Genomic DNA, 26,243 nt, shown 5'->3' on the forward strand with positions numbered 1-26,243 from the left:
CGGCCCCGGAAGTGGCCTAGACACCAAGAAAAGCTTCTGCCACTTCCGGGTTACTGCCCGAAACCAAGAATAGGTAAAACAACCTCCGCAGTATCCAAACGCATATTTCTACCATCATTCACTCAATATCCATGTACAGCTTTTCGTTTAGATATTGGGAAGGCGGCTGACCATACTGGCAGCCGTCGGCCGGAACGGTACACAGCCGGAGCCTCGTTGCTTCGGCCCCCGTTCCAACCCCGGCTGACTCACCATCTCAGGTGCCGTAGGTGGGCGATACTTCGCTTGGTTGAAGCAAAACAACTGTTTTGCTAGGGTTCGATTCCCCTTCCGTGGCCTTGGCTGCGGATGACACGCCTGCCGCCTGTCGCCCTGAATCGGTGAGTTCAGCCGGAAAAATTACCCTGCTGGGTGCCGTCGCGTAGCGTTACTTCGGGTCATACGTTCGATTCGTATCAGGACTGCTTTCTTCATCCACCTTGTCCTGTAGCTCAGTTGGTAGAGCAGAAAGGCTTCGGCCACCGCTTGCACCTGTTGCCCCGGCATTTATTATTACTACTATAGCATCCTTTTAACCATTCTACCTTAAGCAGGTGTCGTAGGCCAGTGCTACTTCGGTATAGTGCCCGTTGTGGGCGTGCAGGTTTAAATCCTGTCGGGTGGCCTAAGCCATCGGTGGCGAAATAGTAGACGCGCTATAGTCACGCACCAGCCGCTTATTACCCTGATACTTATGTAGCTGTATGAGTGCCGTAGCTGGGCCTTACTTCGCACTTTTAATGCCCAGGTCGTGGGTTCAAATCCCACCGACTGCTGCTCTGGCGGCAGCTGTAGCTCAGTTGGTAGAGCAGGACTGGCCTAGCGTGTGTTGCCTCATACAGTTATCTGTTTTTACCTAACGGGTGTCGTAGCGAAGCCATACTTCGTCTGATACGGTGGGGTCGTGGGTTCGAGTCCCACCTGCCGCATGGGCAGTAGCTCAGTTGGTTAGAGCACATTTGGGGGCTTCGCGCCTGTTGCCTTGTTAGGTAAAATATCGGTGGGGTCCGGAAGGTGTCGTAGAGCCGCCTTACTTCGCCTGAAAAACCTCCTGGCGGTTCGTTTTTCACCCCTCCAGATTCCTGGATGCGGCCTGTATTACACTATTAACTGCTTCATACACTATCTACTATTTCTTCACCAGCTGGCCTAGGCCAGTAATTACGCATCCGTTAGCATGTCCCGAAAACCTACTTCCACCACTATCCGGCGCAGCAAATAGCGCCCGGCAATTCACTTTATCGGCAGCCAGCACCTATAGGCCTGTCTGCTGGCTTCAATTCCCCAATTATGGCTTCTCAATTACGCGGCAACGACCTTCGGCAGCTTGGCTTCCCCGAAGGACGTGCCATCGGGCTCGCGCTGGCTCAACTGCAGCGCAAGCACCTCAAAAGACTCTCCCAAACCGACCAGTTCACCTTGCTGAAGACGTTGCTGGCGGGCCCTTCTAACTTCTTAACCGACCTCGACTGGAGCCACACGGCCGCCGCTTTGCTGCCCGCGCCCAGTCGCCACATCCAGCTCACGGAGCGCAAGCCCTACGCGGTCTTCGGTCCCGAGTACATTGAGCATGGGGCTATCCATCAGATGGAAACGGCCATGAAGCTGCCCATCACGGTAGCCGGCGCCCTCATGCCCGATGCCCACCACGGCTATGGCCTGCCCATTGGCGGGGTGCTGGCTACTGATAACGCCGTGATTCCCTATGCAGTAGGCGTTGACATTGGCTGCCGGATGGCGCTGTCCATATTTGCACTGCCGCCCAAGCACCTGGAGCAGCGCGTACAGGAAATGCGCAAGCTCCTGCTCGATAACACCCGTTTTGGCAACCGCCAAGGTTTCCAGCGAGGTACTAAGCTCGACCATACCGTGCTCGAACGCGACGAATTCCGCGACATCGGCTTTCTGCGCAACAAACAAGCTACGGCCGCCGAGCAGATTGGTACTTCCGGCTCCGGCAACCACTTCGTGGAATGGGGCATTGTGGATATTATCGACCCCGCTAATGAGCTGGGCGTGCCCCTAGGCCAGTATGTAGGCCTGCTTTCACACTCCGGCTCCCGGGGGCTGGGCGCCAGCGTGGCTAACCACTACACCAAGCTGGCCAAGGACGTGTGCCAGTTGCCCGCCGAAGCTCAGCACCTTGCTTGGCTTTCCCTGGAAAGCGAAGCCGGCCAACAATACTGGGCGGCCATGAACCTGGCTGGCGACTACGCCTCCGCGTGTCACCACCAGATTCATCAGCGCCTGGCCAAAGCCCTCGGTGAGCGGCCCCTGGCGAAAGTGGAAAACCACCACAACTTCGCATGGAAAGAACGTTTGGCCGATGGCCGCGAGGTGGTGGTGCACCGGAAAGGCGCCACCCCGGCCGGCGCGGGCGTGCTGGGTATTATCCCCGGTTCCATGACGGCCCCCGGCTTTATTGTGCGGGGCCGCGGCAATGCCGATTCGTTGGCTTCGGCCTCGCACGGGGCCGGCCGGGCCATGTCCCGGACCCGCGCCAAGCAAGAACTGGGCGAGGCCGAAGTGCGGCGCTACCTGCAGCAGCACGGCATCGAACTGATTGGGGGCGGCGTGGATGAGGCACCCCAGGCCTACAAGGACATTCATGCCGTGATGCAGAGCCAGCAGGAGCTGGTAGATGTGCTGGGCTCCTTCACGCCCCGCATTGTACGCATGGACGGGGCCTCCTAGGCCACTTGTTCGTGTAATAAAAAGGAGCCTGATAAAACGTCAGGCTCCTTTTTGCGTGCAGAAGGAATGCAAGGGAAGGAGGGCTGCAAGGCACGTTTGGCAGAAAGACATATTTGTGGGCTTCAGGAGGTGGCCTCCGGAAAATAACTGGCTGCGGCCAATCTGTGCTACTTTTGCTGCCGGTGGGGCCGGCGCACATACTTGGCTTACCGCACGCTATCTGATGAAAAACAGGGTCTTTACCGCCGGCTTAAGCTGTTTTCTGCTGGTTGCCAGCCACCTCACCACGCAGGCACAGACACCAATAAACCCTACCCAGCCTTGGGGAAGCTGGTTTATCGGGACGGTACAGCTGCCGGGCACACCGGAAAACAAATGGGGCGGCTTTGCGGAGGTGCAGGTGCGCACCAACGATATTTTTCGGCACTATTTCTATCATGAGCTGAAGGCAGGCCTGAGCTACGATGTGGTAAAGGACTTTACCGCAACGCTGGCTGGTGGCCGCTATTCTACTTCCGATTATAAAGCCCTAAAGGAAGGACCACTGAACCGGGAAATGCGTTTGTGGGAGCAGCTGGTCATGAATCAGTATGTGGGGCCGGTGCGGTTTGAGCACCGGTATCGGGTGGAGCAGCGCTGGTTTTCGTATCGCGGCGACAGCACCTCGTTCCGAAACCGGCTACGCTACCGGTTGAACGCGTTCCTGCCCCTGAACGCCAAAACTATTACCGCTAAAACCCTCTTCCTATCAACCTACGACGAGATATTTATCAACCCGAAAGGGCCAGTATTCGAGCGAAACAGGTTGTATGCCGGCTTAGGCTACCAGTTCAACAAGCACCTGACGGTGCAGGCAGGGTGGGTAAATCAAATCAACTACAACCTGCCCACCCTGAAGCAGGGACAGTTTATCCCGCAGATCACTTCCGCCAAGAATAATATTGTACTGGCAGTGGCCTACCGGCTGGCGCACAAGTCCGCCGATCATACCCAGGAAACCCTGCCCTCACAGCAGGACTAACAGGCTGCTAGGCCAACCTGGTGAAAACCCAACGCGGGGTGCTTCAGACTGGAGGCACCCCGCGTTGGGTAAAGAAGGCACCGCATGAGGTGAAGCGCTACGGACGGTGGCGGCGGTGGCGGAAGCTGGAGACCAGGTGGCCGGAGCCAGCGCGGGCTAGCTTCAGCTGGCGTTTCAGAATAGAGAAAGAGGCGAAGCTGGGTAGTGCGAACAGGTCGCCAGTGAGTAGCAGCAACGCCAGAGCAGTAGCTGGCAGAGAGGAAGAAGTGGGCAATTGCGGTTCCATACGAATCTGTTGTTCGTGCGTGATAAACACTAATTGGAACCTGGGCTAGGTGCAGGCCTCAGGAAAAAAGAGGGAGCGAGAGCAGCTTCTTCGGGCAACTGAGCATGTTTTGCTCCTTTGCTCCTTTGCTTCGGGAAACACTATGCCTTACCTACGTAATGGGAAAAGTATATGGTTTTAAGAATGTATAATAAATTCATGAAAAAGTCAGCTTAAACTTTATAATCAATTGATGTGCAGTGATATGCGAATAGTGATATGCGATAAGAAAAATATCAAATAAAAGCTGGTTTTATCAGGTGCACAGGGCGTGTGTGGTCCACCCAGAGCAGTTTCTGGGCCTTCTAGAAGGAACTTGTACAAAACGAAAGACGCTGGATATTACCGTTGGTTTTACGGCACGCTATTGCGATACTTGCACCTAAGCATATGCCTTGCAACCCGTATACATTCTCATTATTTATTCACTAGCGTAATTCTATGTCACTACTTCGCAATGCTACGGCCCATTGGTATGGTCGGGGTTCAGACGGGCTAGGCCAGCTGGATACCGGTAGCGCCGTGCTGCAGCACACGCCCTATTCCTACACAACCCGCTTTGCCGAAGGAGTAGGTACCAACCCCGAAGAGCTGATTGCCGCTGCTCACGCGGGCTGCTTGTCCATGAAGCTAGCCTTCAACCTGCAGGTAGCCGGCTACACGGCCACTCATATCAACACTCGTTGCGAAGTGGCCATGCGCGAAGGAATGGTAACCGAGTCGGCCCTGACGGTGGAAGCACTAGTGCCCGGCCTTTCCCCGGAGCGTTTTCAGGAACTGGTGGCCGATGCGCAGCAGAATTGCGCGGTGTCTAAGCTGCTGAATGCGGCCATCCGGTGCGAGGCTACACTGCTACCCTCGGTAGTGGCTTAGGCTAGTAAGGGTGTTAGAGCCGCGCTATTCGGCCGTTGTCACGCGTACTTCGTCGCCCACCCGGATGAGGCCGCCCGCAATAATGCGCGCCGTGAGTCCTCCGTGGCCGCGCATGGCGTTGTAGCCACCGGGGCCCAGTTCTTCTTCCATGCGCGAGCATGGGTGGCACTCTCCCGAGATTTCCAGCACCACCTCGGGGCCAATGGCTATGCGTTTGTTTTTCAGGGCCAGCAGGTTGAGGCCGCTCACCGCCAGGTTCCGGCGCAACCGCCCCGGCGCAACGGGTTCGGACAGGCCTAGGAAACCTGACACCGCCGCCAGGTGCTCCTGCTGAATCAGGGTGATTTGGCGTTTGCCGCCGGCCTTGGGTCGGGCATGGTCGCCGGCCAAATGACGGTCGGTTTCTACGGTTGCTTCCTCCACCGAGAGCATGGCTTCCCGGCGCGCCGGGCGTAGGCCTATCCACTCCAGCCGACCAGTTTGTGGAAGCGTGTTGAGCAGTTGGGCAATAGTCGATTTGTCGTCGCCGAAAAAGGGGAAAGGCATAGAAAAAGGAGTGTAGCAGTAAGAAGTGTAGTGCCGCCCGCAGGCTACCGTTCAGTCGGCCGGGCAGCCGGTACCACATAGCCGGCGCGGGCCTCCGGATGGCTAATCTGTCCACCCAAATTTCCGGCGCGGGCCAGCAGGCCAAAACTAAGTACGGCTCCGGCCACGGTAAGGCGGATCATCAGCCGTTCTCGTTGCGGCAGGAGCAGGGCCAACATAGCCAATACCCCCGTGAGCTCCAGCGCCCAGAAACCCAGCTCAGCAGCTTCTTCGTGGGCGTGCACTAGCGCCTTCGAGATGCCGGTAGTTCCCGCCAGCACTTCTTCGGCGCCTTCGCCAGTAAGCTGCGTAGGCAGGCAGAGCGCCGCCGCCACCAGCAAAGCCACTAGGCCTGTCCGGACGACGGCAGTGTTGGATTTACCAAGCCCTATTCCTAACACAATCAAACCAAATAAGCACCCCAGAATAGGGGTGTGGTTGAGGAGTAAGTGCAAATGCGCTTCGTTCATGAGGCTGCCTGAAAGCTCAGTAAAAGTTGGTAGGTAGTGGCCTAGGCCACTGCCGTAGGTGGTTTATTGAGTCTGCGGGCTTACCACATCGTCGGGCCGCCCGGTAGCTCCGCTGTATCGCTTCGCCAGGAAATAACCGCGTTGGCCTATAAAAGTAAGGCCAGATAGGGCAATAGGCTAACCTGAGCGCTTAGGCTACGTATGAATTTGCAGCTTGCCACTTATATCGGTGGCATATCCGAACGTATACCTTCCCTTTCCGATCATGGCTAAGACCACCACCAAAAATACGGCCGTAGCGGCAAAAGCTGCGGCTCCTAAGAAAGCGGCAGCGCCCAAAGCAAACAACCAGGCTTCCTCTAACGGAACCAAAGGCCCCAGCGTACAGCCGGTCCTGAATCAGCAGTTTAATGCACCAGCTCCGCTCCAGAAGTATGGCACTGTTTCTCAGCGCCTGCCCATCGGGCTGGATGCTCCTACGCGCCAGGAAAGCGTGGAAATGCTCAACCAGATGCTCGCCGATACCTGCTCTATCCGCGACATGTACAAAAAGCACCATTGGCAGGTAGTAGGCCCTACTTTTTACCAGCTGCACTTGCTCTACGATAAGCACTACGAAGAGCAGGATGCCCTTATTGATATGATTGCCGAGCGCATTCAGATTTTGGGGGGTGTAGCCGTAGCCATGGCCGCCGACATTGCAGAGGTAACCAGCATTCCGCGTCCGCCCCGCGACCGGGAAGAGGCGCCCGTACAGGTGTCGCGCCTGCTGGAAGCGCACCAGATTATCCTCAAAAACTGCCACGACTACGCCAAACGGGCCGACGATTCGGGCGATGATGGCACCAACGACCTCATTGTGAGCAATGTGATGCGCACCAACGAGATGCAGGTGTGGTTCATGTCGGAGCACGTAGTGGATACGCCGCTGGCCCGCGCTGAGTAAGCACTCCAGCTACCAGAAAAAAAGGGGCTCTCCAGATTGGAGAGCCCCTTTTTTATTAGCGCCTGTAGCGTACCCGCTTTTTCTCCTGATGGTTTTCTTCGGCTTCCTCTATGGAATGCGTGCGGCCCAGATCATGGTCCCGCTTAGCCATATCCGACAGCCGGCAGAAGTACTGGTGCAATAGCTCAATTTCCTCTTCTGTGAAATCCTGAGCATTTATCAGGCGGTTGCTGGCTCCTCTGTGGGCCGCCAACAGCTCATTTAGCTTCAGGTGAAGCACCAGGGAGTCTTTGTTCTGCGCCCGCTGAATAAGAAATACCATCAGGAAAGTGATGATGGTAGTTCCTGTATTGATGAACAGCTGCCACGTTTCAGAATAATGGAACAACGGCCCAGTAGCAGCCCACACCAACACGATTCCCATAGCAATGGAAAAAGCCGGCGTAGAGCCCGACCAAGCCGTAACGCGTCCAGCAAAGCGGCCGAAAAAATTAGACTTCTTAACAGCGGGGGAAGGCATACCAGTAAAGGGTAAATAGATGAAACGCTCAGCTAAAAGCCCCCGCAGAGATGATTGCCAACGAGGAAACGTAAATTTATTTGCTCTTGTATGAAGCGCATGTGAACCAGCTTGCTGCTGATACTGAGTGCTCAACGCGAATCGTGGCAGCGGCCAGTAAGCTAAAGCTAGAAAAAATACGCGTTTGGGCTTGCACCGAACCTAGGAGGCACCTACTTTTGTCCACGATTCGTCTCCTCAGCGAATCCGAAAGCCTCGGTTTTCGTCCTTTTTCTAGAGTGCTTGCCTTTATCTGCGCACGTGGTGAAACTGGTAGACACGCCATCTTGAGGGGGTGGTGCCTTCGGGTGTGGGAGTTCGAATCTCCCCGCGCGCACTCAGACAAAAAGCCCGCTTCGGTTATCCGGAGCGGGCTTTTTGTTTGCCATAGCTGTTTGAGCGTGGCCTAGGCCTATCCGCCGTTGCGCTCAAACGGGTTGGCGGGCACCACCAGCAATACGTTTTCGCGCTCCACTACTACTTGTCCGGCAATAGCGCCTTTGGGTTTGCGCACAAACTTTTTGGGCGTGTAAGTAACCGGACAGAGGGAATCGTTTTTGCGGCGCGAGTACCAGGCGGCCAACTGTGCCGCCCGTTCCAGCACGGGTTCTGGCACGGAATGCCCGGCCCGGTGCCGGATAACCACATGTGAGCCCGTAACGTCCTTGGCATGCAGCCATAGGTCGTCTTTGTGAGCGTAGCGCTGCGTCAGGAGGTCGTTGTTTTGCGCGTTGCGCCCCACCAGAATCGTGAAGCCACTATCCTCAAACACCTTAAAGGGCAGCTCCTGCACGGCTTTAGCCACGGCGGCAGGGTCTAGGCCATGTTGCTTGCGCCACTGCCGGAGCGTGCGAAGCTCGCCGGCGGGCAGGGCCTCCAGCTCCTCCAGCCGCTCCAGGCACCATAGGGCTTCAGTTTCGCGGCGCTCGGCGCGGGCACTAAGCTCCCGGGTTTCCAGCTGCTGGTTTTTGGCTTTGCGGTACAGGTTCTGGGCCGTGCGCTGGGGAGTTTCGGCCGGCTTCAGTTTGATGATGCGCGGCTGATTATCCTGATAGAAATCTACTACTTCTACCTGGGCCGCACCGGCTGGTATCTGGCTGAGGTGGGCCATAATCAGGTCGGCGGTTTGGCGGTAGCCCACGGTGTTTTCCAGGGAGTGCAGGCGCCTACAGGCATGCTGGGCGATGGTAGCGGCTTCGTCGGCGCGCTTCTCCAGCGCCTGCCGCACCTGCCGCAGCTCGGCTTCGTAGGCTCGCCGGTTGAGCAGCATCGGTACAAAGCGGCGCAGTGCCCCAATGGGGTCAGAAGCGGGTAGCATGAGCTCTACCTCGCCTGCGGTGAGCAAGCTGAGGCGCGTGCGCCCATCCAGCCGGATGATATAGAAGGCCGATGGCTGCTCTAGCTCAGCTACCACTTTCTGTACCAGTTGCCACTTTGCGTCCAGCGGTGCCGTGTCGTAGTCTTGCGTACGCAGGTAGGCCAGGCCCAGGTCGCCGAGGCTGGGGTAGGCTTTGAGCGGATTAGCAGGTAGCTCCGCTGGCTCTGTGGCAGGGAGAGGAGGCTGCAGGTCCGCATCGGCCGTGTAGCGCTGATGGAACAGCTCCGCCGGGGCATCCGCACTGGCTCTGAAAACGGCATTGGGCCGCGTACTGTACAACTTATAGAGCAGCGTAGCACCGCTCCGGAAAGTAAACTGCAACACCCGGTCGTGAGGCCAGGCGGCTACGGATTCCACTACCTGGCCTAGCAGCTCCGGCAGCAGATCGACGGAGTTCTGGCGGGCCCGATGGAACGATTCCGGTAAGGCCAGCATGGGGCCAGCCGCGGCCAAGTGGGCTTTCAGCCAGAATTCCTGCGCACCATCCGTTAGGCCAATCACCAACTCATCCTTCTCCTGCGAAAAGCATGTAACCACGCGGTAACCCGCTAGCTGGCGGGTGAGGGCTGGGGCGAGCTGACGCAGAAAGTAGTAATTGGTATGCATGTAGAAAATGATGGTGAATAGTGCCGATAAGCTTCCGTACGTAACAAGTAAATGGCCCTATCGGAGTCTCGTATTGCCTTGGCTAAATTTACCAGCCGGTGTGCAACCTGTTGCGCCGGTATGATGCTCTTCCGAGCAAATGGCGCTTTGAACCCGAGTATCCGAGCCCCACTACTGGCGTATCCCATGAAAATAGCTGTACTCCTTTTACTTACTGGCCTAGGCCTGGGCGGATGCCAGAAGTTCGAAGTCGGGCCAGATCTGCCGCCCGCTGATATTGCCGCAGCCTTCGACAGTGAGTTCACGCTGTATTACCAACAACAGGCTTACTTACCCGCACCGGCCCAACCCGAGCTAGCGGTGCGGGTAGAAGAGGTGGCCTACACCTACTGCCCGCCGGGCGTGATGTGTTTTGTGGGTACTGCAGCCTGGCCTACGCTACGCATTACCGATGCCCAGGGCCAGATTCAGCTACTTCCCGAGGCTCCGCGCAAAGTGCTGATACAGGGCGATACACTCAGTGTGCGGGCCAATGGGCGCCGCTACCTGCTCCAGTATGTGCAATGGGAACTGGATGAAAAGCTGAAGTCGGATGAGTATCCAACCAAGCAACAGTTTGCTCTGAAATTCCGCCTGACCAAGCCCAACTAAGTGGCCTACGGAGCGACTACATCTTCACCCGCAGGCCATCGTAGGCCAGTCGGATGAAGTCGGACAGCTCGGCTTCGGTTTCGCGGTGGCGCCCCAGCTGGTGGCTGATATGGGTGAGGTAGGCGCGGCCAGGAGCTAGGTCTTCCAGAATAGCTATGGCCTCCTGCAGGTTGAAATGCGAAATGTGCTTTTCGTGGCGGAGCGCATTCAGGACAATCACCTCGGAGCCGCGCATTTGCTCCAAGGCCTCCGGCGAGAGATAGTTTGCGTCGGTCAGGTATGTGAAGTTCCCGACCCTAAACCCGAGCACCGGCAGCTTATAGTGCAGTGCCCGAATGGGCTGAAACTCGATGCCTTCTACCCAAAACCGGTCGGTTTCGCTCAGAATGGGGTGCATCTGAACCTGCGGAATGCCGGGGTATTTGTGCTCCGCAAATATGTAGGCATACTCCCGCTTGAGCTGCTCCAACACGCGCGGCTCGGCGTAGAGCGGCATATCCTGCTGCTGCCGAAAATTGTAAGCCCTGATGTCATCTAGGCCACCTGTGTGGTCTTTGTGCTCGTGGGTGAACACCAGCGCATCGAGGTGGTCAATCCGCTCCCGCAAGGCCTGCTGCCGGAAATCCGGGCCCGAGTCGATGATGATGCTCTTACCCTGCACCTGCAAATGCACCGATACCCGCAGCCGCTTGTCGCGATAGTCTACGGAGCGGCAAACCGCGCATGTACAGCCAATGACGGGCACGCCCTGCGACGTGCCCGTGCCAAGGAAAGTTATTTCCATGTAAAGGAGCTAGGAGCTAGAAGGGAGAAGCTGGAAGTGAGCGAATCCTGGCATCAAAAGATGCCATAATATTCTGCCTTCTGGCTCCCCACTTCTAGCTTCAATAATTACCCAATGTACTGCTTCACTACGCGCACCAATGCATCGAAATCAAGCGGCTTGGGCAGGTAGTCGGTTACGCCGGCTTCACGGAATTGCTCCATGGAGTAATTATTGGCGTTGCCGGTGATGGCAATAACCGGAATGCGGGCAATACGCGGGTCAGAGTGCTTGCGGATTTCGCGGGTGCACTCCATGCCGTCTTTCACGGGAATATTAATATCCATCAGTACGCAGTCGATAGGCTGGCTTTCCACCTGCTTCATGACCTCGCCGCCATTCTTAGCCGATACAATGCGATACTTCTGGAGCTCGAGAATTTTCTTAGTTAGGTTCAGGATAACGGAGCTATCCTCCGCAATTAAAATCGTTTTAGAATCAGCCATGATAAAGAGCAGTTGGAGTTTTGGGGTGAGGGAGAGCTAAATAAGTGTAGGAATGTACGGCTATACGTGACTAAGGAGCCTGAGTGACGGCCGGGTACGTGGCAACAAACTGTTCAAAGTACTGCTGTAGGGTTTTAAAGTCCTGCTCGGCAGTTGAGGAATGGCCATTTTTCAGATCATGCTCCATCTTTTTGGTCCATTCAGCCATCGTATTAATGCCCAACGTAAATCCGGTTCCCTTTAGCTGATGCAAATGTGGTAAAATCTGGGCGTATTGACCGCTAGCTACAAATTCGGCGGCCTCCGAAAGTACCTGGCCGGCCTCTTGCTCGAAATCGGCATACAGCTGCGCGGCAAATTCTCCTCCGCCCAGCTGGCGCAGCTGCTCAATCGTATCGGGGTCGATGATGACGGCCGCCGGCTCTTGCGTAGCTGGCGTCTCGGGGCTGGCCTCGGCGGCTTCGCTGGCTAAGCGGGCCGCAGACCACCGACGCATCACGGTGTACAGGTCCTGGGTTTTCACGGGCTTCGAGACGTAGTCGTCCATGCCCTGCTGCACAAACCGCTCGGCGTCTTCCTTCATGGAATAGGCCGTCATGGCCACCACGGGCGGGCACGCTTGGCCTAGGCGCCTCCGGATTTCGAGCATGGCCGTTACGCCATCCATTTCGGGCATCTGAATGTCCATGAAAATCAGCTCGTACTGGTGGCGTGGGTCAGTAGCTTTGCTGATGGCCTCGAAACCATCGTGGGCCACATCCACATCACAGCCGAGCTTGTCCAGCAGGCGTGAGGCTACCTGCTGGTTGATGGGGTTGTCATCTACCAGCAGCACGCGAGGCGTAGTATCGAAGCGCACCACTTCCTGGGCTTTTTCGCGGGCCGTCACGCGCTCCTGCACAATCTCTTCCTCGTTGCGCGCTACCAAGCACTGAATGGTAAACCAGAAAGTAGAGCCTTCGCCGATGTTGGAAATAACGCCAATCTCGCCGCCCAGCAACTCGGCCAGCTGCTTGCTGATGGCCAGGCCTAGGCCAGTACCACCGAAGGCTTTGGTGGGCGTGGTATCGAGCTGGGTAAAGTTGGTGAAGAGCAGCTTCTCGTTGTCATCGGAAATACCAATGCCGGAGTCCGTAACGGCAAAGCGCAGCGTGTGTTCCTCGCCATCTGTCACCACCGACGATACCTCGATGCTGACCTTGCCCTGGGCCGTAAACTTGATGGCGTTGGAGGTCAGGTTGCTCAGAATCTGCAGTAGGCGCGTTTCGTCCGTAATGATGAAGCGGGGTGTGTGCGGTGTGATGTGGTAGGTGAAATGCAGCTGTTTCTGATTCGCGCGGTTGGCAAACAGCGAGTGGATTTTATCCATCGTGTAGTGCAGATCAATGCCTGATTCGCTGAGCTGGAGCTTGCCCGCCTGGATTTTGGAGAGGTCCAGGATATCGTTCAGAATGGCCAGCAGCGCATCCGAAGACTTGCGCAAAGTATCCACGTACTCTTCCTGCTCCTCGGAGGCCACCGTCTGGTGCAGCAGATCAATCATCCCGATGATGCCGTTCATGGGGGTGCGCAGCTCGTGGCTCATATTGGCCAGGAACTGCGTTTTGGCATGCAGCGCGGCTTCGGCCTCATCTTTGGCCGCGCGCAGGTCGTCCTGCATTTTCTTCAGCTCTGTGATGTCGCGCCCGATGCCCTCCGTGCCCGAGGGGCCGTCCAGCACGCGGCGGGCATTCACCAGCACACTCACCGAGTGGCCATCCTTGTGGCGCATCGCCAGCTCGAAGTTGCGCGCCTCGCCCGTATCCCGCACGCTGTGGAGCAGGCCATCCCGTTGCGAGGGGTAGATGTAGTAATCGGCAATGGGCGTGCCCGTTACTTCCTCGGGCGTGTAGCCCAGCATATCCAGCACCGAAGGGCTCACCAGGGTCAGAATACCTTTGCCATCGGTGCGGTAGTACACATCCTGGAACGACTCGAAGATGGCGCGGAACTTCTCTTCCTGGGCCGCCAGCTCCAGCTGGGAGCGTTTCTGATCCGTGATGTCGTGGGCAATGGCCGATATTTCCTCGAACGAGCCGTCATCGAGGTAAATGGGGTTGAGGTAAATTTCGCGCCAGCTGTCCATGCCTTTGGTGTCGCGGAGGCGCACCTCAAAGCGCTGCGGATGGCCCTGGAAAGCCCGCCGGTAATTCTCCACGAAGGTCTCGCGGGCGTCCTCCTCCATCAGGGCCAGATCGGCCTGCCAGAGGTTTACGTTCAGGGTAGGGTACACGCCATTGCGGCGCAGGAAATAGGCCGCGTAGTTGCGGTTGAAAGAGCTTAGGCGCGAGTGCGTATCCACGGACCACATCAGGTGCGAGCCGCTCTCAAAAATGGCATTCAGGCGGGCATTCTGCTTCTGAATCTGGACTTCGTTGCGCTTGCGCTCAATGGCCAGGGCTACCTGGTTGGAGATGAAGTGCAGAATCTCAATATCGGCGGCGGCATAGGCATCGGCCTTCTGGTAGTCCTGCACCGCAATCACCCCGATAATCCGCTCCCCGATGCTTAGGGGCGAGCACAGCATTACCTCCGGCATCAGACCATAGGCCGTGATGGTGCCATTGCCAATAAGATCCTCCAGCTCCTGCTTCAGCAGGAATAGTGGCCTACCAGTACGAATGATGTACTCCGATACGCCCGAGGAGAAGGGCCGCGCCATAATGGTCTGGTCGCCTTGGGAATTCTGATCGACGTAGTACGCAAACTGCAGCTGCGTGCGGGCCTCATCGCAGAGAGCGATGTAGAAGTTATTGGTTTCAATGATCTTGCTCAGCTCCCGATGGATAGCTCCGTAGAGGGAGTGCAAATCCTTGGAGCTGATAGCCAGGTTGGCAATACTGTAGTACACCTTCTGCAGGCGCTCGGCCTTAATGCGGTCCGTGATATCGTGCAGAATGGCGCGGGTGCTTACCGGCTCATCATCCTGCCAGGAGCAGGAAATGGAGCCAATCAGGTGAACAGGTTTCCCGGTTTTGGTCAGGAACACGGTTTCCAGCTTGTTCACCTTCTCACCCTTGTAGAGGTTGCGCAGCTGGTAGAGCAGCTTGGCCTTGTAGTAGGGGTGCACCACGTCGGAAAGCGTGAGGTGGGGCAGGTCTTCGTCTTCGTAGCCCAGCTTTTCCTTCCAGGCTTTGTTCACGAACAGAAACCGGTTGTCGATGCTCAGGTTCTGAATCAGATCGTGGGCATTGTCGAGAAAGTCCTGGAGGCGGGTGCGGTTGTCGGTGAGGGCGCGGGCCGTTACGTGTCGGTCCGTCAGGTCGCGGCCCACCACAAACATGCCCGTAATTTCTCCGGCTGCATTGTGGCAGAATTCGGAGTGCCAGTGCATCAGGCGCAACTGCCCCGACTTGGTAACCAGGTTGCGCTCGTAGAAGCTTTGCAGTGTCCCTTCCCGGATACAGGTCAGGTAGGCCTGTCGGCGGCTCAGGGCTTCCTCGGAAGGCGAGAACAGCATGTGGAAACTCTGCCCGACAACTTCCTCGGCGGTATAGCCCGTGAAGTCCAGAAAGTAGTCGTTGACTTCCAGGATAATTCCTTCCCGATCGGCCATTACGTAGCTCAGGTTGGTGCGGGAGAGTAGTTCGCGCACCTGCTTCTGGCTGCGCTCCTCCACCAACTGCTGCGTGGCTTCCTGGTAAGACTGGTCCTGGGTGGTGTTGCGGAGCGTGAGCTGTACGCGAGGGCCGGAGGGCGTTTGTACCAAGTGCAGGGTCAGCCAGCCCGTGAGGGGTGTCCGGTCTACACGCTGGCCGTGCCAGGCCTGGGAGTGCATGGTGCCGGTGCGCGCCGTATCCCGTACGGCCTCGTACAGTTCTGCTTCTGAGGTCCAGCGGTCGGCGGGCGTGGAGTGGCCTACGGGCAAGGCAAACGCCATCAGGCCCGAGGCCAACAGCATTTCGCGGGAAATGCCTAGTAGGCCTAGAGCCGTTTGGTTGCAGTCTACTAAAGCACCGTGTTCATCATAGAGCAGCAGTGCATCGTAGGCTTGGTCGAATAAGGAACGGAACAAATCGGTGGGAGCGGAGGCCGTTGGCCTGACCGGTACCGGTTGAGATGACGAAGGAAGTCGAGTAGGCATTGCCAGGCATAGAAGGGCCGACCACCAATCGACCTGGAGAGGCGATGTGGCCGGCGCGCAGGATTTACTCCCTAAATTTGACGAAAATATCCCAAACTACCTGCCCCGATTCTCGTGGCCACTCCGAATGCCACCCCGCCTCGTCTTTACCGTCACGACCGACCTCAACTATGACCAGCGGATGCAGCGCATCTGCGGATCGTTGGTGCAGGCGGGCTACGAGGTGCTATTGGTGGGGCGGGAGTGGCCTACATCGAGGCCACTAACGAAGCAGCCGTACCAACAGCACCGGCTCCGGTGCCGGTTCCGGCGGGGCAAGCTTTTTTACCTGGAGTTCAACCTGCGGCTCCTGCTATTTCTGCTAGGCCAGCAAGCCGCTGCCTGGTGCGCCATCGATCTGGATACGGCCCTGCCCGTTTGGGCCCGTGCCCGCCTGGGAGGGCAGCCGTTTGTGTATGATGCCCACGAGCTGTTTACGGAAGTGCCCGAGGTGGTGGCGCGCCCGGCTGTGCAGCGGCTCTGGCGCCGGGTAGAGCGGTTCATTGTGCCCCGGGCTGAACTGGCCTACACCGTAGGCACGGCCCTGGCGCAAGTGTTTGAGGAACGCTACGGCCGTTCATTTGAGGTTATCCGCAACATCAGCCGGCTGGAGGAAACCGCGCTTAGTTCCGGCGCCAGGCCCCACGATGGCTACATCCTGTACCAGGGGGCTCTCAATGCGGGCCGAGGGCTGGAAATGCTGCTGAATGCCATGCCGCAAGTGCGCGCCAGGCTGGTGCTGTGCGGTGAGGGCGACCTTTCCGGAAGCCTGCGCTCGCAGGCCGAGGCGCTAGTCCTGTTGCAGAGCGGGCAGGTAGAGTTTCGGGGGTATGTGCTGCCGGCCGAGTTGCGCGAGATAACGCGCCGGGCGGCCGTGGGCGTGATGCTGCTCGAAAATCTGGGCCTGAGCTACTACTATTCCTTGGCCAATAAATTCTTTGATTACCTGCATGCCGGCGTGCCGCAGGTTGTCATTGATTTTCCGGAGTACCGGGCCCTGAACGAGCAGTACGACGTAGCCGAATTAGTATCGGCGCCGCTTACGCCAGCTACCATTGCCGCAGCGCTCAACCGCCTGCTGCCCGGCGGTGATGAGGCCCGCGTGCTGGAACTAACGGCACACTGCGCTCTTGCTCGCCAAGTGCTTAACTGGCAGCACGAAGAAACCCGCCTGATAGCGCTTTATGCGGCGCTGCCTGGCTGTACTTTACCTATTCCTGCCGTATGACCTTGCTAACCGACCTGCTCACGACCACTGAGTCCACCTTGCTGGTAATTTCGGGGCCTACCGCTGTGGGCAAAACGGACCTGTGCGTGCGCCTGGCCCAGCACCTGCACACCGAAATTGTGTCGGCCGATTCGCGGCAGTTTTTCCGGGAACTGACCATTGGTACCGCCAAGCCTACCCCGGAGGAAATGCAGGGCGTGCCACACCACTTCATCGATTCGCACAGCATTCAGGAAGAGTATAATGCTGGCCGCTTTGAGCAGGATGCGCTGTCCTTACTGCAGGAGCTGTTCAGAAAGCATCAGGTGGTTATCCTGACGGGAGGCTCCGGGCTGTATCTGAAGGCCGTTACGGAAGGCTTCGATGATATGCCGGCCGCGCTGCCCGAGGTGCGCGAACAGCTGCAGCAGGAACTGGCCGAAGGTGGCCTAGGGCCACTGGTAGATGAGCTGGCGCGCCTCGACCCTATCACGTATGACCGCATCGACCGCCAAAACCACCAGCGGGTGCTGCGGGCCCTGGAAATTTCGCGCTCAACGGGCCAGCCCTTCAGCAGCTTTCATGGCAAGAAAAAAGCTGCTGAGCGCCCGTTTCGCATCGTGAAGGTGGCCCTGAACCGGGAGCGGGAGGAACTCTACCAGCGCATCGATCAGCGCATGGATCAGATGCTGGCAGGTGGCCTAGAGGCTGAAGCGCGGGCCCTGTATCCGTTCCGCCACCACAACGCCCTCCAGACGGTGGGCTACAAAGAGCTGTTCGATTACTTCGAGGGTCACTATGACTATGCCGAAGCCGTGCGCCTGCTCAAGCGCAACTCCCGCCACTACGCCAAGCGCCAGCTCACCTGGCTCCGCCGCGACCCTGAGTACCACTGGATGCACCCAGCGGAGGTGAAGTGGTAGGCCAGTGCCAAACAACAACGGGACCGCTGACTAGTCAGCGGCCCCGTTGTTGTTTGGCACTGGCCTAGGCCTATACGCTTAGAATCTCCACCATACGCATGAAGCTCTGGTTGATCATCTTCTTCTTGTTGATAGTGTCGGTGAAGGGCGTGTACACCAGCTTGCGGTCCACGATGCCGGCCATCACGTTGCGCATGCCGTTCATGAGGCCCTCTACGCAGGCAATACCGATCTGGGAAGCCAGCATCCGGTCGGCGGCGGAAGGGGCGCCACCGCGCTGAATGTGGCCGATGATGGTTACGCGGGTATCAAGCTGTGGAATAGCGGCCTTCACCTGCTGGGCCACGGCGTGGGCGTTGCCTTCAAAATCGCCCTCGGCCACTACTACCAGGAACGAAGATTTGGAGCGTTTCCAGCCGCTGTGCAGCGTCTCAATCACGGCTTCCGTCGACATCTGGGTTTCCGGAATCATCACGATTTCGGCTCCGCCGCCAATGGCGCACGGAATGGCAATATAGCCGGAGTCGCGGCCCATAACTTCCACGAAGAAGCAACGGTCGTGCGAGTCAGCAGTATCCCGAATCTTATCAATGGCCTCCAGCGCCGTGTTTACGGCCGTATCGTAGCCAATAGTATAGTCGGTGCCGTAGAGGTCGTTGTCGATGGTGCCGGGGGCGCCTACGGTCGGGATGCCAAACTCCTGCTCGAAGATGGTGGCACCCGTGAAGGTACCGTTGCCGCCAATAGCTACTAGGCCATCAATGCCGTGGTTCACAAGCTGGTCGAACGCCTCCTGGCGGCCTTCCTTGGTCTGGAACTTCTGGCTGCGCGCCGATTTGAGGATGGTGCCGCCCTTCTGAATAGTATTGGCGACGGAAGCCGAATCCAGCTTCACAAACTCGCCTTTAATCATGCCGCTATAGCCGCGCATGATGCCATATACTTCAATGCCGTGGTAAACAGCCGTGCGCACAACGGCCCGGATGCAGGCGTTCATGCCCGGCGAATCGCCGCCGCTGGTGAAAACTGCAATGCGTTTCATAAGTTCTCTCTGTACTCTACTTCAACCAAACTGCCCAAAACGGGCGGCGCAAAGGTGGTAATTCTGGAGGGAAAGTAAAGCGCTTCTGACACGGAATCCACAGGAAACCGAAAGAGACTGACAAATCGGCTGTTTTTTTTCAGACTGCGTATGTGCATCTATTGCAATTAAGTGCCTCAGCCGGTATATTACCATCCTACCGCTGGCCGTTATAGACACCGGAAACCGTCCTTACTGCACCCTTGCGCAACCGTCTACTATTTAAGCCCCCACCCGTATGTTTGGTTTTTTTGAGAACGAGCAGATCAAGAAGGTTAAGAGCCATCTGATGAATCTCGCGGCGCTGGCCAAAGCCGATGGACACATCGACGAACGGGAAATGAGCTTTATAGTAGCAGTAGGCAAGAAAAATGGCATGCGGGCCGATGATGTACGCTCCATTGTGGGCAATGCCAGCGCCATCACCATGGTGCTGCCCGACAACGACTCCGAGCGCTTCGACCAGATTTTTGACCTCGTGGACATGATGCTGGCCGATGGCGTGGTAGACGACCACGAAATGGATTTCTGTATCGATATGGCCGCCAAACTCGGCTTCCGCAAAGCCATAGTAGGCGTGCTGGTTCGTAAGATATCCTTGGGTGTGAAAGACGGATTGCCCCGTGAGCAAATCAAAGAAGAAACGCAGAGCTTCCTGAACTACAACAACCTACAGGAAAACGAGTAACCTGCTCGTACGCCTGTTAATCTAAACCGAAACGCCCACCTGCTATATAGCAGGTGGGCGTTTCGGTTTAGATCGTTTCTAGAGACTAGTTTTCGCCTACCACAGCATCAATCGCGCGCAGCAAGGCAGCACAGGCCTCATCGATTTGCCCATTGGTGATGGTGAGGGGCGGGGCAATCCGAAGGGAGTTGTCGCAGAACAGGAACCAGTCGGTGAGGATGTGCTCCTGCCAGAGGGCGTGGTCGATGATGGGCTTGAGCACCTCAAACGAGTCAAACTCCACGGCCATCAGCAGGCCACAGCCGCGCACATCCCGAATGGCTGGGTGCACCAGCTGCCGCCGGAACCGGGCCGCTTTCTCGGCCAGGCCAGCCAGCAGGTTTTCCTCCTGAATAACCTGCAGGGTAGCCAGGGAGGCCGCGCACGAAACCGGGTGGCCGCCAAACGTGGTGCAGTGGCCTAGAATAGGGTTGGTCTTGAAACCCGACATGATTTCCTGCGAGGAAATAAAGGCCCCAATCGGCATGCCGCCGCCCATGCCTTTGGCCGTCAGGAGAATATCCGGCTCAATACCGAATTGCTCGAAAGCCCAGAAGGTGCCTGTGCGGCCGAAGCCACACTGAATTTCATCCAGAATCAGCAGAGCCCCCATTTCGGTGCAGCGTTGGCGCAGCGCTTCCAGGTAGCCTGGCGCCGGCACGCGCACCCCGGCTTCGCCCTGCACCGTCTCGATGACCACGGCCGCGGTATGGCGGTCGATTAAAGCTAAGTCCTCGAAGTTGTTGTGGCGGAAGTGGCCTACACCGGGCAGCAGCGGCCGGAAGCTGTTCTTGAAGCTCTCGGAACCCGTGATGCTGAGGGCGCCGTGAGTGGAGCCGTGGTAAGCGTTGTGGCTGGAAAGTAGGCCGGTGCGGCCGGTGTGGCGCTTGGCCAGCTTGAGGGCGCCTTCCACGGCCTCGGTGCCGGAGTTCGTGAAATACACGTTATCGAGGTGCGGCGGCAGCGTTTCGTGCAGAGCCTGCGCCAGTTGGGCGGGCGGGGCCTGCACCAGCTCGCCGTACACCATCAGGTGCAGATACTTATCTAGCTGATTATGAATTGCCTGTAGCACGCGGGGGTGGCGGTGGCCTACGTTGCTCACGCCAATGCCGGAAATCAAATCGAGGTAGCGCTGGCCTTCCGGGCCGTACATGTACACGCCTTCAGCCCGCTCAATTTCAAGCAGCAATGGAAAGTCGGAGGTTTGAGCCTGGTGGCGCAGGAAAAGCTGGCGGGGGGTAAGCATACACGAACAACAAAATGGGGCCGCAAAGGTACGCCGGAAGCGCCAGGTGGCCTAGCACGGTACCAAAGGCGCCGTAGGCCTGCAGGGGGCACGTGCAACAAAAAAGCAGCTGCCCAAGGCAGCTGCTTTTTATAAGAAGTCCAAATGAGTGTTATTAGTTATCGAGCTGGCCGCTAGGCGTGAAGCTGCGCCCGGCTCCGCCGCGGCGGTCGGCTACGCGCTTGATGACCTCGCGCGTAAATTCCCGCTCGGCGCCATAGAGCTTGCCTACCTGCCGGATGCTCAGGATCTTCTGGAACTTCCCGAAATACTCTTTTTCCAGCTTTACTTCCTGCTCGCGCAGGTCCATGGCCTGGCCTAGACCATCCTTGATCTGCTGATCGGAGAGGGCATCGAGGTTGGTGGTCCGCAGCTGGCGCATCTGGCGGTTCAGCTCGCGGCGCTTGGTGCTGAAGTCGTTGTAGACGGGCCAGAACTTCTGGGCCTGGTCCTGGGTCAGCGAAACTTTTTCGGTGATATAAGCAATCTTGGCGTTTTCGAGCTGGTTTAGACGGCCCTGTCGGGCGGCAGGCGTCTGGGCACTGGCCGACCAGGATACCGTGGCCAGCAGCAGAAACGCCCAGAAGCTACGGAGGAGGTATTTCATAGGAGAAAGGGAGAACATGTTCTAGAAATAGGTTTCGTCGCTGGGTTGGGCATCCAGCGCATCCTGCAGCTCCGCGGGCGAGGCCTGCAGGTAAGCATCGGGCGTAGCCAGCGCGGGCGAGGCTACTTCAGCCAAATCAGTGAGGGTTACGCGCTGCTCGCTGGCCAGCAGATACTGTACCATCTCGGCCTGGGGCACGGCCGCCAGCGAGGCCACCGAATAGCGTGGGATAGGAGTGGAAGACGGCTGATTCAGGAAAAAGGATGCCGCAAAACCACCCAGCACTACGGCCGAGGCCAGGGCCGTGCGCACGGGCGCCGAGAGCTGCTGCAGCCAGCCCCAGGAGCCCGCCAGGCCAGGAGCAGCGTCGGGCTGCACCCGCGCCATCACGCGCATTGGTAGCTGCTCGAAGTACCGTTCCGGGGGCGGAGCCAGGGGCTGCGACCGGCGCTTGTGGTCATCCAGATGAAAAGGAGTGTTCATATTGCTTAGAGGCGACCGAGGCCGCGAAGTTTAATCACGGGCGGGATCTTCCGTCACGTATTGTTCAATTTTTTTCACGGCATGATGATATGAAGCCTTTAGGGCCCCAACGGAGGTACCCGTGATTTCCGACATCTGCTCGTAGGTAATTTCGTCGTAGTACTTCATGTTGAATACCAGCCGCTGCTTATCAGGCAGGCGCAGAATGGCTTTCTGCAGGCGCAGTTCAATATCATCACCGGCCAGGCCAGGGTCGGCCTCTACTTTGGCCGACAGCTCGGGGCCGATGTCGTGGATGGGCAGGAAAAACTTGCGCCGCTTGGAAGCCAGAAAGCTCAGGCACTCGTTGGTGGCAATGCGGTAAATCCAGGTGTACAGCGAAGCATCCCGCCGAAAATTCGCCAGGTTGTTCCAGACTTTTATAAAGACGTCCTGGGTGAGGTCGTCGGCGTCGTCGTGGTCGATGACCATTTTGCGCACGTGCCAGTACACCTTCTGCTGGTACTTGCGCACCAGCTGGTTGAAGGCCACGTTGCGGGCGGCGGGGTCATCGAACTTGGCGAGTATCTCCTGATCTTCCAAGCAGGGGGAGCGAGTTAGGGCGGCGGGTTGTGCTGGGTTAGAGCAGGGAGGTGGCCTAGGGTTTAATGGGCTGAAGAAATCAACCCAGAAAAATGCTGACGCAGCAAGATAAATGTTTCCCAGGCGCACGCATACTTGTAGTGCAGGTGCCCAACGAGCGTGGCGTATGCCAATACCTGCTATTCCAGATCGTATCTGGGGTAGCAGGTATTGGCATACGCCACGCTCGTTGGGCAGTTTCTACTCAGCGCTGCTCCTGAAATGAGCTGTCTTTTGGGCTGACCCCAGCCCAATGTTTCTGAGCGCCTTCACCAGTAGAATGCCCAAGTACTATCAGAGGGTAGGGAGCACCAGTACCGGCAACGTACTACGCCGCAGCAGCTGCGCCGTGATGCTGCGATGGAACACCTCGCCCAGCCAGGTATGCGGCCTAGCGAAGACAACCAGCATCTCCGCCTGCAGTTCAGCTGCTGCGTGCAGAATACCATCCGTGGGGGCTTCGCCGCGCACTTCGTAGAGGCTGTTATCGGTGAGGTGCCCGAACAGGCCGGTATCCTGAGCTGCTTGCAGGCCTACATCGGCGTGGGAAGGGCCATCGTGCCCGGTTACGTGCACAACGGTGGAGGTGAGCGGCAAGGATTTCAGCCAATCCTGCAGGGCGTCGGTAGTGGCCCTGAGAGAAAAGGGCTGCTCGTCGGTGGCTGCTACCACGCGCTGGGGCGGTGGCGACTGCTGCCAGGTTTGCGGCACTAGCAGCAGGGGGTAGTGCGACTCTTCCAGCAACGTAGCGGCCTGGTTAGGCTCCAGCCTGTTGAATATCCCGGCGCTAGCAGGTTCCTCGCGGCCCAGCACCAGCAGCACCGGCCTATACCGACGGGTTACTTCTGATACGGTTTCGGCCAGGGTATTCACGGACACTTCTACTTCGGCGGGCACCGGCAGCTGTTGCATCTGGAGCTGCAGTTGCGCCCTTACCTGCCGCTGATTTTCGGCCGAGGAAGGGGCGCCCACTATCTCCACCTCCGAAACCAACAACGGATCCTGATACACATGCACCAGTACTACGCGCCCGTGGGCTTGCTGGGCAAGTTGCGCAGTATAGGCAAGCGCTGCATCGGCAGCGTTGGAGAGGTCCGAGAAAACAACGAAAACCGGTTCCATACCAATTGAAGGTTAAGCCGGCAGTGTGCCGGCGAGTGAGGACAGGGGGAATTGTGGTTTGAACCAGCCGTTTTCGGGCTGGAGAAGCAGCTGACGTGCAGGCCCAGGTAGGTGCGCCGCTCCCAGAAAAGCCAGATGTGTTGGTAAGCCATGCGGGTTGGGGCAACCCAGCAGAACTACTCTGCCAAAACGAATGGTAGAGCAGCTTAAAGCTTGCTGAAATTCTCCTTCCAATCCATGACCAGCATCAAGCAACAACTATGATACATATCAGGAAAAGAGCGAGATAAGTACGCCTGCAGTTACTTTCTGGGTGCGTCCTTCATGGCCACGGTGCCAGTAAGTGAACAGGCAACTTTGGGTAGCCAGTTAAGAGAAGAAGGGGCTAGGGTAATCTGCATCTGCGGGGAGCAAGGGCAGCAGGCGTGAGATTCCCGTAAGGTCCAGCGCATCGCGGAGCTCAACGGGCACGCCGGCCATGAAGAGCTGTAGACCAGCGGCTTCCATGCGGTCAGAATGCAGAAGCAGGCAATGTTGCGCTCTGAAGTTAAGTTGTGTCAGTTGGTCGCACACCAGCCAAATGCGTTTAATGCCCCTAACTAAACAGGTGCTGAGAGCTTGCTCAAGAAGCGTGACATCGTTCCCATTCTCACAAGCTCCGCAAAGACGAATAAACGTCTGCTCAGGATGAAACTCTTGATAAATATTCATGACGCAGGGCTGCTACAGCACCAGCTGGACTATAAAAATTGAGGGTGCAGATGGAAAATTCTTACTTCCTTAATTTAACATAATTCTATGAATTTTAATAACTTAATCACTAAGTATGCGAAGCGAATAGCCGCAGTTGAGCATGGTTCAAGCTAGCAACCCAGCTCAGTAGTGCCTGCTTGCCGGTCCCTTGAAAGGGGCCTAGCGCTGGTCAGTGAGTTTTCTCCCTCAAAAGGTTGAGCACTTGGTGCCCAGGGCCGGCGTATACTGGCTTAGCGTAAGGCTGAGGCATCAGTGCGGCAGTTTGCGGCGCGCTTGCGGTTGCGGAAAGTCCAGAATGGGCCGCACCAAGAACCGATACAGCCGTTGGGCCACTTGCCTTAGTAAGGTTTTGGTTGTCCGGCTCGCGTGGTTTTCCGGCTGCATGCGCACGAGCCGGCCCAAGCCGGCGGCCAGCTTGCGGGCAGCAAGCCGCAGCCGTTTGCGCAGTTGCCTTGTGTGGGTTTGGCTCATTCTGCTGAGAGTGGCCTACAAAGCCCTATTTCGTTCACCTTCGAATAAAAGTCAGGCCGTTCAGAACGGCAGCGCGTTTCCTGTTGATCCGCGCGTTGGGCGAAGTGGCCCATGTACATCCGGTTCCTAGGTCCAGGGCACCAGAAGGGGCACGAGTTCAGCGAAAAAAACGGTGAGGAGCCCGCCGGGTGGCCTACCGGGGGTGCATGCCGCGCTGATAGAAGCCTGCCAGGGCCAGCAGGGCAATCAGCATAATAGGCAATAGAAGGATGGGGGAGAGCATAGCACAGAACTTCAAAGCGGGAAAATCAGGACAGAGGTAATATGTTCTGAAAGAACCAGTAACACACTGATTAAAATCGTTTTATCAGATGATTTTTGTTCTTGATTTCTTGCTGCAAAGTGCTGGTTGAGTAGCCGGGCTGGTGGCCGCTTGTGGAACAGATGGGCTGGGCGCGCTACCTCAATTGCAAAAACGCTACCGCAGAAGCCGCAGCCCGTTGGCTGCAGGGCTGGTGGTTTGCAGAACAAGCAACCGCACTTCTGTTGCGGCGGCAGTTCGCCTAGGCCAGCTCTCTGCCTCCGGGTTTGCCGAAAGGGCTAGCGGCTAGTGCTGTAGGCCACTCCCACGGTTACGTTGGTATTGTCGGGGAAGCGGCCTTCAATCACGCGGCTTTCGTGGGTGTAGTTGTAGCTGAAGTTCACGGAGAACTTGCGTGGTAGTTTCAGGGCCAGGGTGGTGAGGTTGCTGAAACGGTAGTCGCCGAAATCCACCACCGAAGGCTGGTAGAAAGTGAGGGAGCTGAACGTGAACACGCTGCGCGAGTAGGCCACTTTCAGGCGGGCCGAGTTGCGGGTGGTGAGGCGGCTGGTACCGTCGCGGAAGTTGGTTTTCTCCCGAATGATAAGGTTGCTCACCGAGACTTCGCGGCCCAGCGAGTCGGAGTAGAAGGCCCAGCCAGGCCCCGCGCCCAGCTGCACACGGCTGGTGATGCCGCGCAGGTTGCTGATTTCAAAACCACCCAGCGCGTACGCCCGGAAACGGCCCTTGTAGTAGTAGGGAGTAGCGTTGAGCAGCAATTCCCGCTCCTTCAGAAACCCATCCTGCTTGCCATAAATAAAGCTGCCACTCATTGGCAAGCCGTAGTGCAGGCCTCGCGTAAACGTGACGGTGTGCGCCGTGGAAAGCAGCGTCCGGCTCACGCCACCGCGGCTGTAAGCGCCCGTCAGCTGGCCTGTGTACACAATGAGCGTGGTGTCGCGCTGTTGTTGGTTTTGGGCTTTGGCCGTGGGGGAGAGGCCTAGCAGAAACAACGAGCAGGAGAGTAGCAGGTACAGAAGGCGCATAGGCTATAGGGCTACGAAAAGCGGCAGAAGCACAAGTA

25 protein-coding genes and 2 tRNA genes are annotated in these 26,243 nt (G+C 57.6%); 10 read left to right on the forward strand and 17 right to left on the reverse strand.

Features of this window, described 5'->3' with window-relative positions; translation table 11 throughout:
* Positions 1-821: 821 nt before the first annotated feature.
* The 3 genes from CFT68_RS21740 to CFT68_RS01545 all read left to right on the forward strand — a co-directional run bounded on the left by CFT68_RS21740 (position 822) and on the right by CFT68_RS01545 (position 3,754).
* Positions 822-968, forward strand: a tRNA-OTHER gene (locus tag CFT68_RS21740).
* Between the two features lie 361 nt (positions 969-1,329).
* Positions 1,330-2,733, forward strand: coding sequence for an RtcB family protein (locus tag CFT68_RS01540; protein ID WP_088841667.1), 1,404 nt, complete (start codon positions 1,330-1,332; stop codon positions 2,731-2,733).
* 223 nt (positions 2,734-2,956) lie between these two features.
* Positions 2,957-3,754 (forward strand): DUF2490 domain-containing protein, encoded by a 798-nt coding sequence (locus tag CFT68_RS01545; protein WP_088841668.1) that lies wholly within the window; start codon positions 2,957-2,959, stop codon positions 3,752-3,754.
* A gap of 97 nt (positions 3,755-3,851) precedes the next feature.
* Here CFT68_RS01545 and CFT68_RS01550 read toward each other — a convergent pair whose 3' ends face one another.
* On the reverse strand, positions 3,852-4,040 hold the full coding sequence (locus tag CFT68_RS01550; RefSeq protein ID WP_141106397.1) for a hypothetical protein: 189 nt from the start codon (positions 4,038-4,040) through the stop codon (positions 3,852-3,854).
* A gap of 480 nt (positions 4,041-4,520) precedes the next feature.
* Between CFT68_RS01550 and CFT68_RS01555 the strand changes: the two genes are divergently transcribed.
* Positions 4,521-4,952: an OsmC family peroxiredoxin gene (locus CFT68_RS01555; protein WP_088841670.1), complete on the forward strand. Its 432-nt coding sequence runs from the start codon at positions 4,521-4,523 to the stop codon at positions 4,950-4,952.
* 24 nt (positions 4,953-4,976) lie between these two features.
* Here the strand turns inward: CFT68_RS01555 and CFT68_RS01560 are convergent, their stop codons facing one another.
* Both CFT68_RS01560 and CFT68_RS01565 read right to left on the reverse strand, forming a co-directional pair.
* Positions 4,977-5,498: an MOSC domain-containing protein gene (locus CFT68_RS01560; protein WP_088841671.1), complete on the reverse strand. Its 522-nt coding sequence runs from the start codon at positions 5,496-5,498 to the stop codon at positions 4,977-4,979.
* A 44-nt stretch (positions 5,499-5,542) separates the two neighbouring features.
* Positions 5,543-6,007, reverse strand: a complete 465-nt coding sequence (locus CFT68_RS01565; protein WP_088841672.1) for a hypothetical protein — start codon at positions 6,005-6,007, stop codon at positions 5,543-5,545.
* Between the two features lie 265 nt (positions 6,008-6,272).
* Here CFT68_RS01565 and CFT68_RS01570 point away from each other — a divergent pair, with 265 nt between their 5' ends.
* On the forward strand, positions 6,273-6,953 hold the full coding sequence (locus tag CFT68_RS01570) for a Dps family protein (RefSeq protein ID WP_088841673.1): 681 nt from the start codon (positions 6,273-6,275) through the stop codon (positions 6,951-6,953).
* 55 nt (positions 6,954-7,008) lie between these two features.
* On the opposite strand, the gene CFT68_RS01575 is transcribed toward CFT68_RS01570, so the two are convergent.
* Complete coding sequence (locus tag CFT68_RS01575; protein WP_088841674.1) at positions 7,009-7,473, reverse strand: low affinity iron permease family protein; 465 nt, start codon at positions 7,471-7,473, stop codon at positions 7,009-7,011.
* A gap of 294 nt (positions 7,474-7,767) precedes the next feature.
* Here CFT68_RS01575 and CFT68_RS01580 point away from each other — a divergent pair.
* Positions 7,768-7,849 (forward strand) — tRNA-Leu (locus CFT68_RS01580).
* Between the two features lie 75 nt (positions 7,850-7,924).
* Here the strand turns inward: CFT68_RS01580 and CFT68_RS01585 are convergent.
* The gene (locus CFT68_RS01585; RefSeq protein ID WP_088841675.1) at positions 7,925-9,496 is read right to left on the reverse strand and encodes an NFACT RNA binding domain-containing protein; all 1,572 of its coding nucleotides are present in this window, start codon (positions 9,494-9,496) and stop codon (positions 7,925-7,927) included.
* A 186-nt stretch (positions 9,497-9,682) separates the two neighbouring features.
* On the opposite strand from CFT68_RS01585, the gene CFT68_RS01590 reads away from it, so the two are divergent.
* Positions 9,683-10,147, forward strand: coding sequence for a hypothetical protein (locus CFT68_RS01590; RefSeq protein WP_088841676.1), 465 nt, complete (start codon positions 9,683-9,685; stop codon positions 10,145-10,147).
* Between the two features lie 16 nt (positions 10,148-10,163).
* Here CFT68_RS01590 and CFT68_RS01595 read toward each other — a convergent pair whose 3' ends face one another.
* The 3 genes from CFT68_RS01595 to CFT68_RS01605 form a co-directional block, all read right to left on the reverse strand.
* A complete protein-coding gene (locus CFT68_RS01595; RefSeq protein WP_088841677.1) occupies positions 10,164-10,931 on the reverse strand; it encodes an MBL fold metallo-hydrolase in 768 nt (255 codons plus the stop codon).
* A 107-nt stretch (positions 10,932-11,038) separates the two neighbouring features.
* Positions 11,039-11,416 carry a response regulator gene (locus CFT68_RS01600; protein WP_088841678.1) on the reverse strand — a complete coding sequence of 126 codons (378 nt, stop codon included), beginning with the start codon at positions 11,414-11,416 and terminating at the stop codon, positions 11,039-11,041.
* 70 nt (positions 11,417-11,486) lie between these two features.
* Positions 11,487-15,470, reverse strand: a complete 3,984-nt coding sequence (locus tag CFT68_RS01605; RefSeq protein WP_245815247.1) for a PAS domain S-box protein — start codon at positions 15,468-15,470, stop codon at positions 11,487-11,489.
* Positions 15,471-15,666: 196 nt separating this feature from the next.
* On the opposite strand from CFT68_RS01605, the gene CFT68_RS01610 reads away from it, so the two are divergent.
* Positions 15,667-16,806, forward strand: a complete 1,140-nt coding sequence (locus CFT68_RS01610; RefSeq protein ID WP_088841680.1) for a glycosyltransferase — start codon at positions 15,667-15,669, stop codon at positions 16,804-16,806.
* Positions 16,803-17,708 (forward strand): tRNA (adenosine(37)-N6)-dimethylallyltransferase MiaA, encoded by a 906-nt coding sequence (gene miaA, locus CFT68_RS01615; protein ID WP_088841681.1) that lies wholly within the window; start codon positions 16,803-16,805, stop codon positions 17,706-17,708. Before CFT68_RS01610 ends, miaA begins: the two co-directional genes overlap by 4 nt.
* 70 nt (positions 17,709-17,778) lie before the next feature.
* Here the strand turns inward: miaA and pfkA are convergent, their stop codons facing one another.
* Positions 17,779-18,750, reverse strand: coding sequence for a 6-phosphofructokinase (gene pfkA, locus CFT68_RS01620; RefSeq protein WP_088841682.1), 972 nt, complete (start codon positions 18,748-18,750; stop codon positions 17,779-17,781).
* A 277-nt stretch (positions 18,751-19,027) separates the two neighbouring features.
* On the opposite strand from pfkA, the gene CFT68_RS01625 reads away from it, so the two are divergent.
* Positions 19,028-19,477, forward strand: a complete 450-nt coding sequence (locus tag CFT68_RS01625) for a tellurite resistance TerB family protein (protein WP_088841683.1) — start codon at positions 19,028-19,030, stop codon at positions 19,475-19,477.
* Positions 19,478-19,562: 85 nt separating this feature from the next.
* Here CFT68_RS01625 and CFT68_RS01630 read toward each other — a convergent pair whose 3' ends face one another.
* The 8 genes from CFT68_RS01630 to CFT68_RS01665 form a co-directional block, all read right to left on the reverse strand.
* On the reverse strand, positions 19,563-20,762 hold the full coding sequence (locus tag CFT68_RS01630) for an aspartate aminotransferase family protein (protein WP_088841684.1): 1,200 nt from the start codon (positions 20,760-20,762) through the stop codon (positions 19,563-19,565).
* A gap of 154 nt (positions 20,763-20,916) precedes the next feature.
* Positions 20,917-21,408: a periplasmic heavy metal sensor gene (locus CFT68_RS01635; RefSeq protein ID WP_088841685.1), complete on the reverse strand. Its 492-nt coding sequence runs from the start codon at positions 21,406-21,408 to the stop codon at positions 20,917-20,919.
* Positions 21,409-21,429: 21 nt separating this feature from the next.
* Positions 21,430-21,891, reverse strand: coding sequence for a hypothetical protein (locus CFT68_RS01640; protein ID WP_088841686.1), 462 nt, complete (start codon positions 21,889-21,891; stop codon positions 21,430-21,432).
* Between the two features lie 30 nt (positions 21,892-21,921).
* Positions 21,922-22,473 carry an RNA polymerase sigma factor gene (locus CFT68_RS01645; RefSeq protein ID WP_088841687.1) on the reverse strand — a complete coding sequence of 184 codons (552 nt, stop codon included), beginning with the start codon at positions 22,471-22,473 and terminating at the stop codon, positions 21,922-21,924.
* Positions 22,474-22,806: 333 nt separating this feature from the next.
* Positions 22,807-23,634, reverse strand: coding sequence for a universal stress protein (locus CFT68_RS01650; protein WP_088841688.1), 828 nt, complete (start codon positions 23,632-23,634; stop codon positions 22,807-22,809).
* A 369-nt stretch (positions 23,635-24,003) separates the two neighbouring features.
* Positions 24,004-24,345 (reverse strand): hypothetical protein, encoded by a 342-nt coding sequence (locus tag CFT68_RS01655; RefSeq protein ID WP_088841689.1) that lies wholly within the window; start codon positions 24,343-24,345, stop codon positions 24,004-24,006.
* A gap of 291 nt (positions 24,346-24,636) precedes the next feature.
* On the reverse strand, positions 24,637-24,858 hold the full coding sequence (locus CFT68_RS01660) for a hypothetical protein (protein ID WP_088841690.1): 222 nt from the start codon (positions 24,856-24,858) through the stop codon (positions 24,637-24,639).
* Positions 24,859-25,458: 600 nt separating this feature from the next.
* Positions 25,459-26,205, reverse strand: a complete 747-nt coding sequence (locus tag CFT68_RS01665; RefSeq protein WP_088841691.1) for a DUF481 domain-containing protein — start codon at positions 26,203-26,205, stop codon at positions 25,459-25,461.
* Positions 26,206-26,243 lie beyond the last annotated feature (38 nt).

Origin of the sequence: Hymenobacter gelipurpurascens, assembly GCF_900187375.1 — a bacterium.
Lineage (GTDB): Bacteria > Bacteroidota > Bacteroidia > Cytophagales > Hymenobacteraceae > Hymenobacter > Hymenobacter gelipurpurascens.

Excerpts from the sequence above, each read along its gene's own strand:
- CFT68_RS01655 (WP_088841689.1), bottom strand. The coding sequence starts at position 24,345 with ATGAATATTTATCAAGAGTTTCATCCTGAGCAGACGTTTATTCGTCTT.
- CFT68_RS01595 (WP_088841677.1), bottom strand. The coding sequence starts at position 10,931 with ATGGAAATAACTTTCCTTGGCACGGGCACGTCGCAGGGCGTGCCCGTC.
- CFT68_RS01575 (WP_088841674.1), bottom strand. The coding sequence starts at position 7,473 with ATGCCTTCCCCCGCTGTTAAGAAGTCTAATTTTTTCGGCCGCTTTGCT.
- CFT68_RS01625 (WP_088841683.1), top strand. The coding sequence starts at position 19,028 with ATGTTTGGTTTTTTTGAGAACGAGCAGATCAAGAAGGTTAAGAGCCAT.
- CFT68_RS01660 (WP_088841690.1), bottom strand. The coding sequence starts at position 24,858 with ATGAGCCAAACCCACACAAGGCAACTGCGCAAACGGCTGCGGCTTGCT.
- CFT68_RS01630 (WP_088841684.1), bottom strand. The coding sequence starts at position 20,762 with ATGCTTACCCCCCGCCAGCTTTTCCTGCGCCACCAGGCTCAAACCTCC.
- CFT68_RS01585 (WP_088841675.1), bottom strand. The coding sequence starts at position 9,496 with ATGCATACCAATTACTACTTTCTGCGTCAGCTCGCCCCAGCCCTCACC.
- miaA (WP_088841681.1), top strand. The coding sequence starts at position 16,803 with ATGACCTTGCTAACCGACCTGCTCACGACCACTGAGTCCACCTTGCTG.
- CFT68_RS01550 (WP_141106397.1), bottom strand. The coding sequence starts at position 4,040 with ATGGAACCGCAATTGCCCACTTCTTCCTCTCTGCCAGCTACTGCTCTG.
- CFT68_RS01650 (WP_088841688.1), bottom strand. The coding sequence starts at position 23,634 with ATGGAACCGGTTTTCGTTGTTTTCTCGGACCTCTCCAACGCTGCCGAT.
- CFT68_RS01540 (WP_088841667.1), top strand. The coding sequence starts at position 1,330 with ATGGCTTCTCAATTACGCGGCAACGACCTTCGGCAGCTTGGCTTCCCC.
- CFT68_RS01665 (WP_088841691.1), bottom strand. The coding sequence starts at position 26,205 with ATGCGCCTTCTGTACCTGCTACTCTCCTGCTCGTTGTTTCTGCTAGGC.
- CFT68_RS01560 (WP_088841671.1), bottom strand. The coding sequence starts at position 5,498 with ATGCCTTTCCCCTTTTTCGGCGACGACAAATCGACTATTGCCCAACTG.
- CFT68_RS01590 (WP_088841676.1), top strand. The coding sequence starts at position 9,683 with ATGAAAATAGCTGTACTCCTTTTACTTACTGGCCTAGGCCTGGGCGGA.
- pfkA (WP_088841682.1), bottom strand. The coding sequence starts at position 18,750 with ATGAAACGCATTGCAGTTTTCACCAGCGGCGGCGATTCGCCGGGCATG.
- CFT68_RS01610 (WP_088841680.1), top strand. The coding sequence starts at position 15,667 with ATGCCACCCCGCCTCGTCTTTACCGTCACGACCGACCTCAACTATGAC.
- CFT68_RS01545 (WP_088841668.1), top strand. The coding sequence starts at position 2,957 with ATGAAAAACAGGGTCTTTACCGCCGGCTTAAGCTGTTTTCTGCTGGTT.
- CFT68_RS01640 (WP_088841686.1), bottom strand. The coding sequence starts at position 21,891 with ATGAACACTCCTTTTCATCTGGATGACCACAAGCGCCGGTCGCAGCCC.
- CFT68_RS01570 (WP_088841673.1), top strand. The coding sequence starts at position 6,273 with ATGGCTAAGACCACCACCAAAAATACGGCCGTAGCGGCAAAAGCTGCG.
- CFT68_RS01635 (WP_088841685.1), bottom strand. The coding sequence starts at position 21,408 with ATGAAATACCTCCTCCGTAGCTTCTGGGCGTTTCTGCTGCTGGCCACG.
- CFT68_RS01555 (WP_088841670.1), top strand. The coding sequence starts at position 4,521 with ATGTCACTACTTCGCAATGCTACGGCCCATTGGTATGGTCGGGGTTCA.
- CFT68_RS01565 (WP_088841672.1), bottom strand. The coding sequence starts at position 6,007 with ATGAACGAAGCGCATTTGCACTTACTCCTCAACCACACCCCTATTCTG.
- CFT68_RS01600 (WP_088841678.1), bottom strand. The coding sequence starts at position 11,416 with ATGGCTGATTCTAAAACGATTTTAATTGCGGAGGATAGCTCCGTTATC.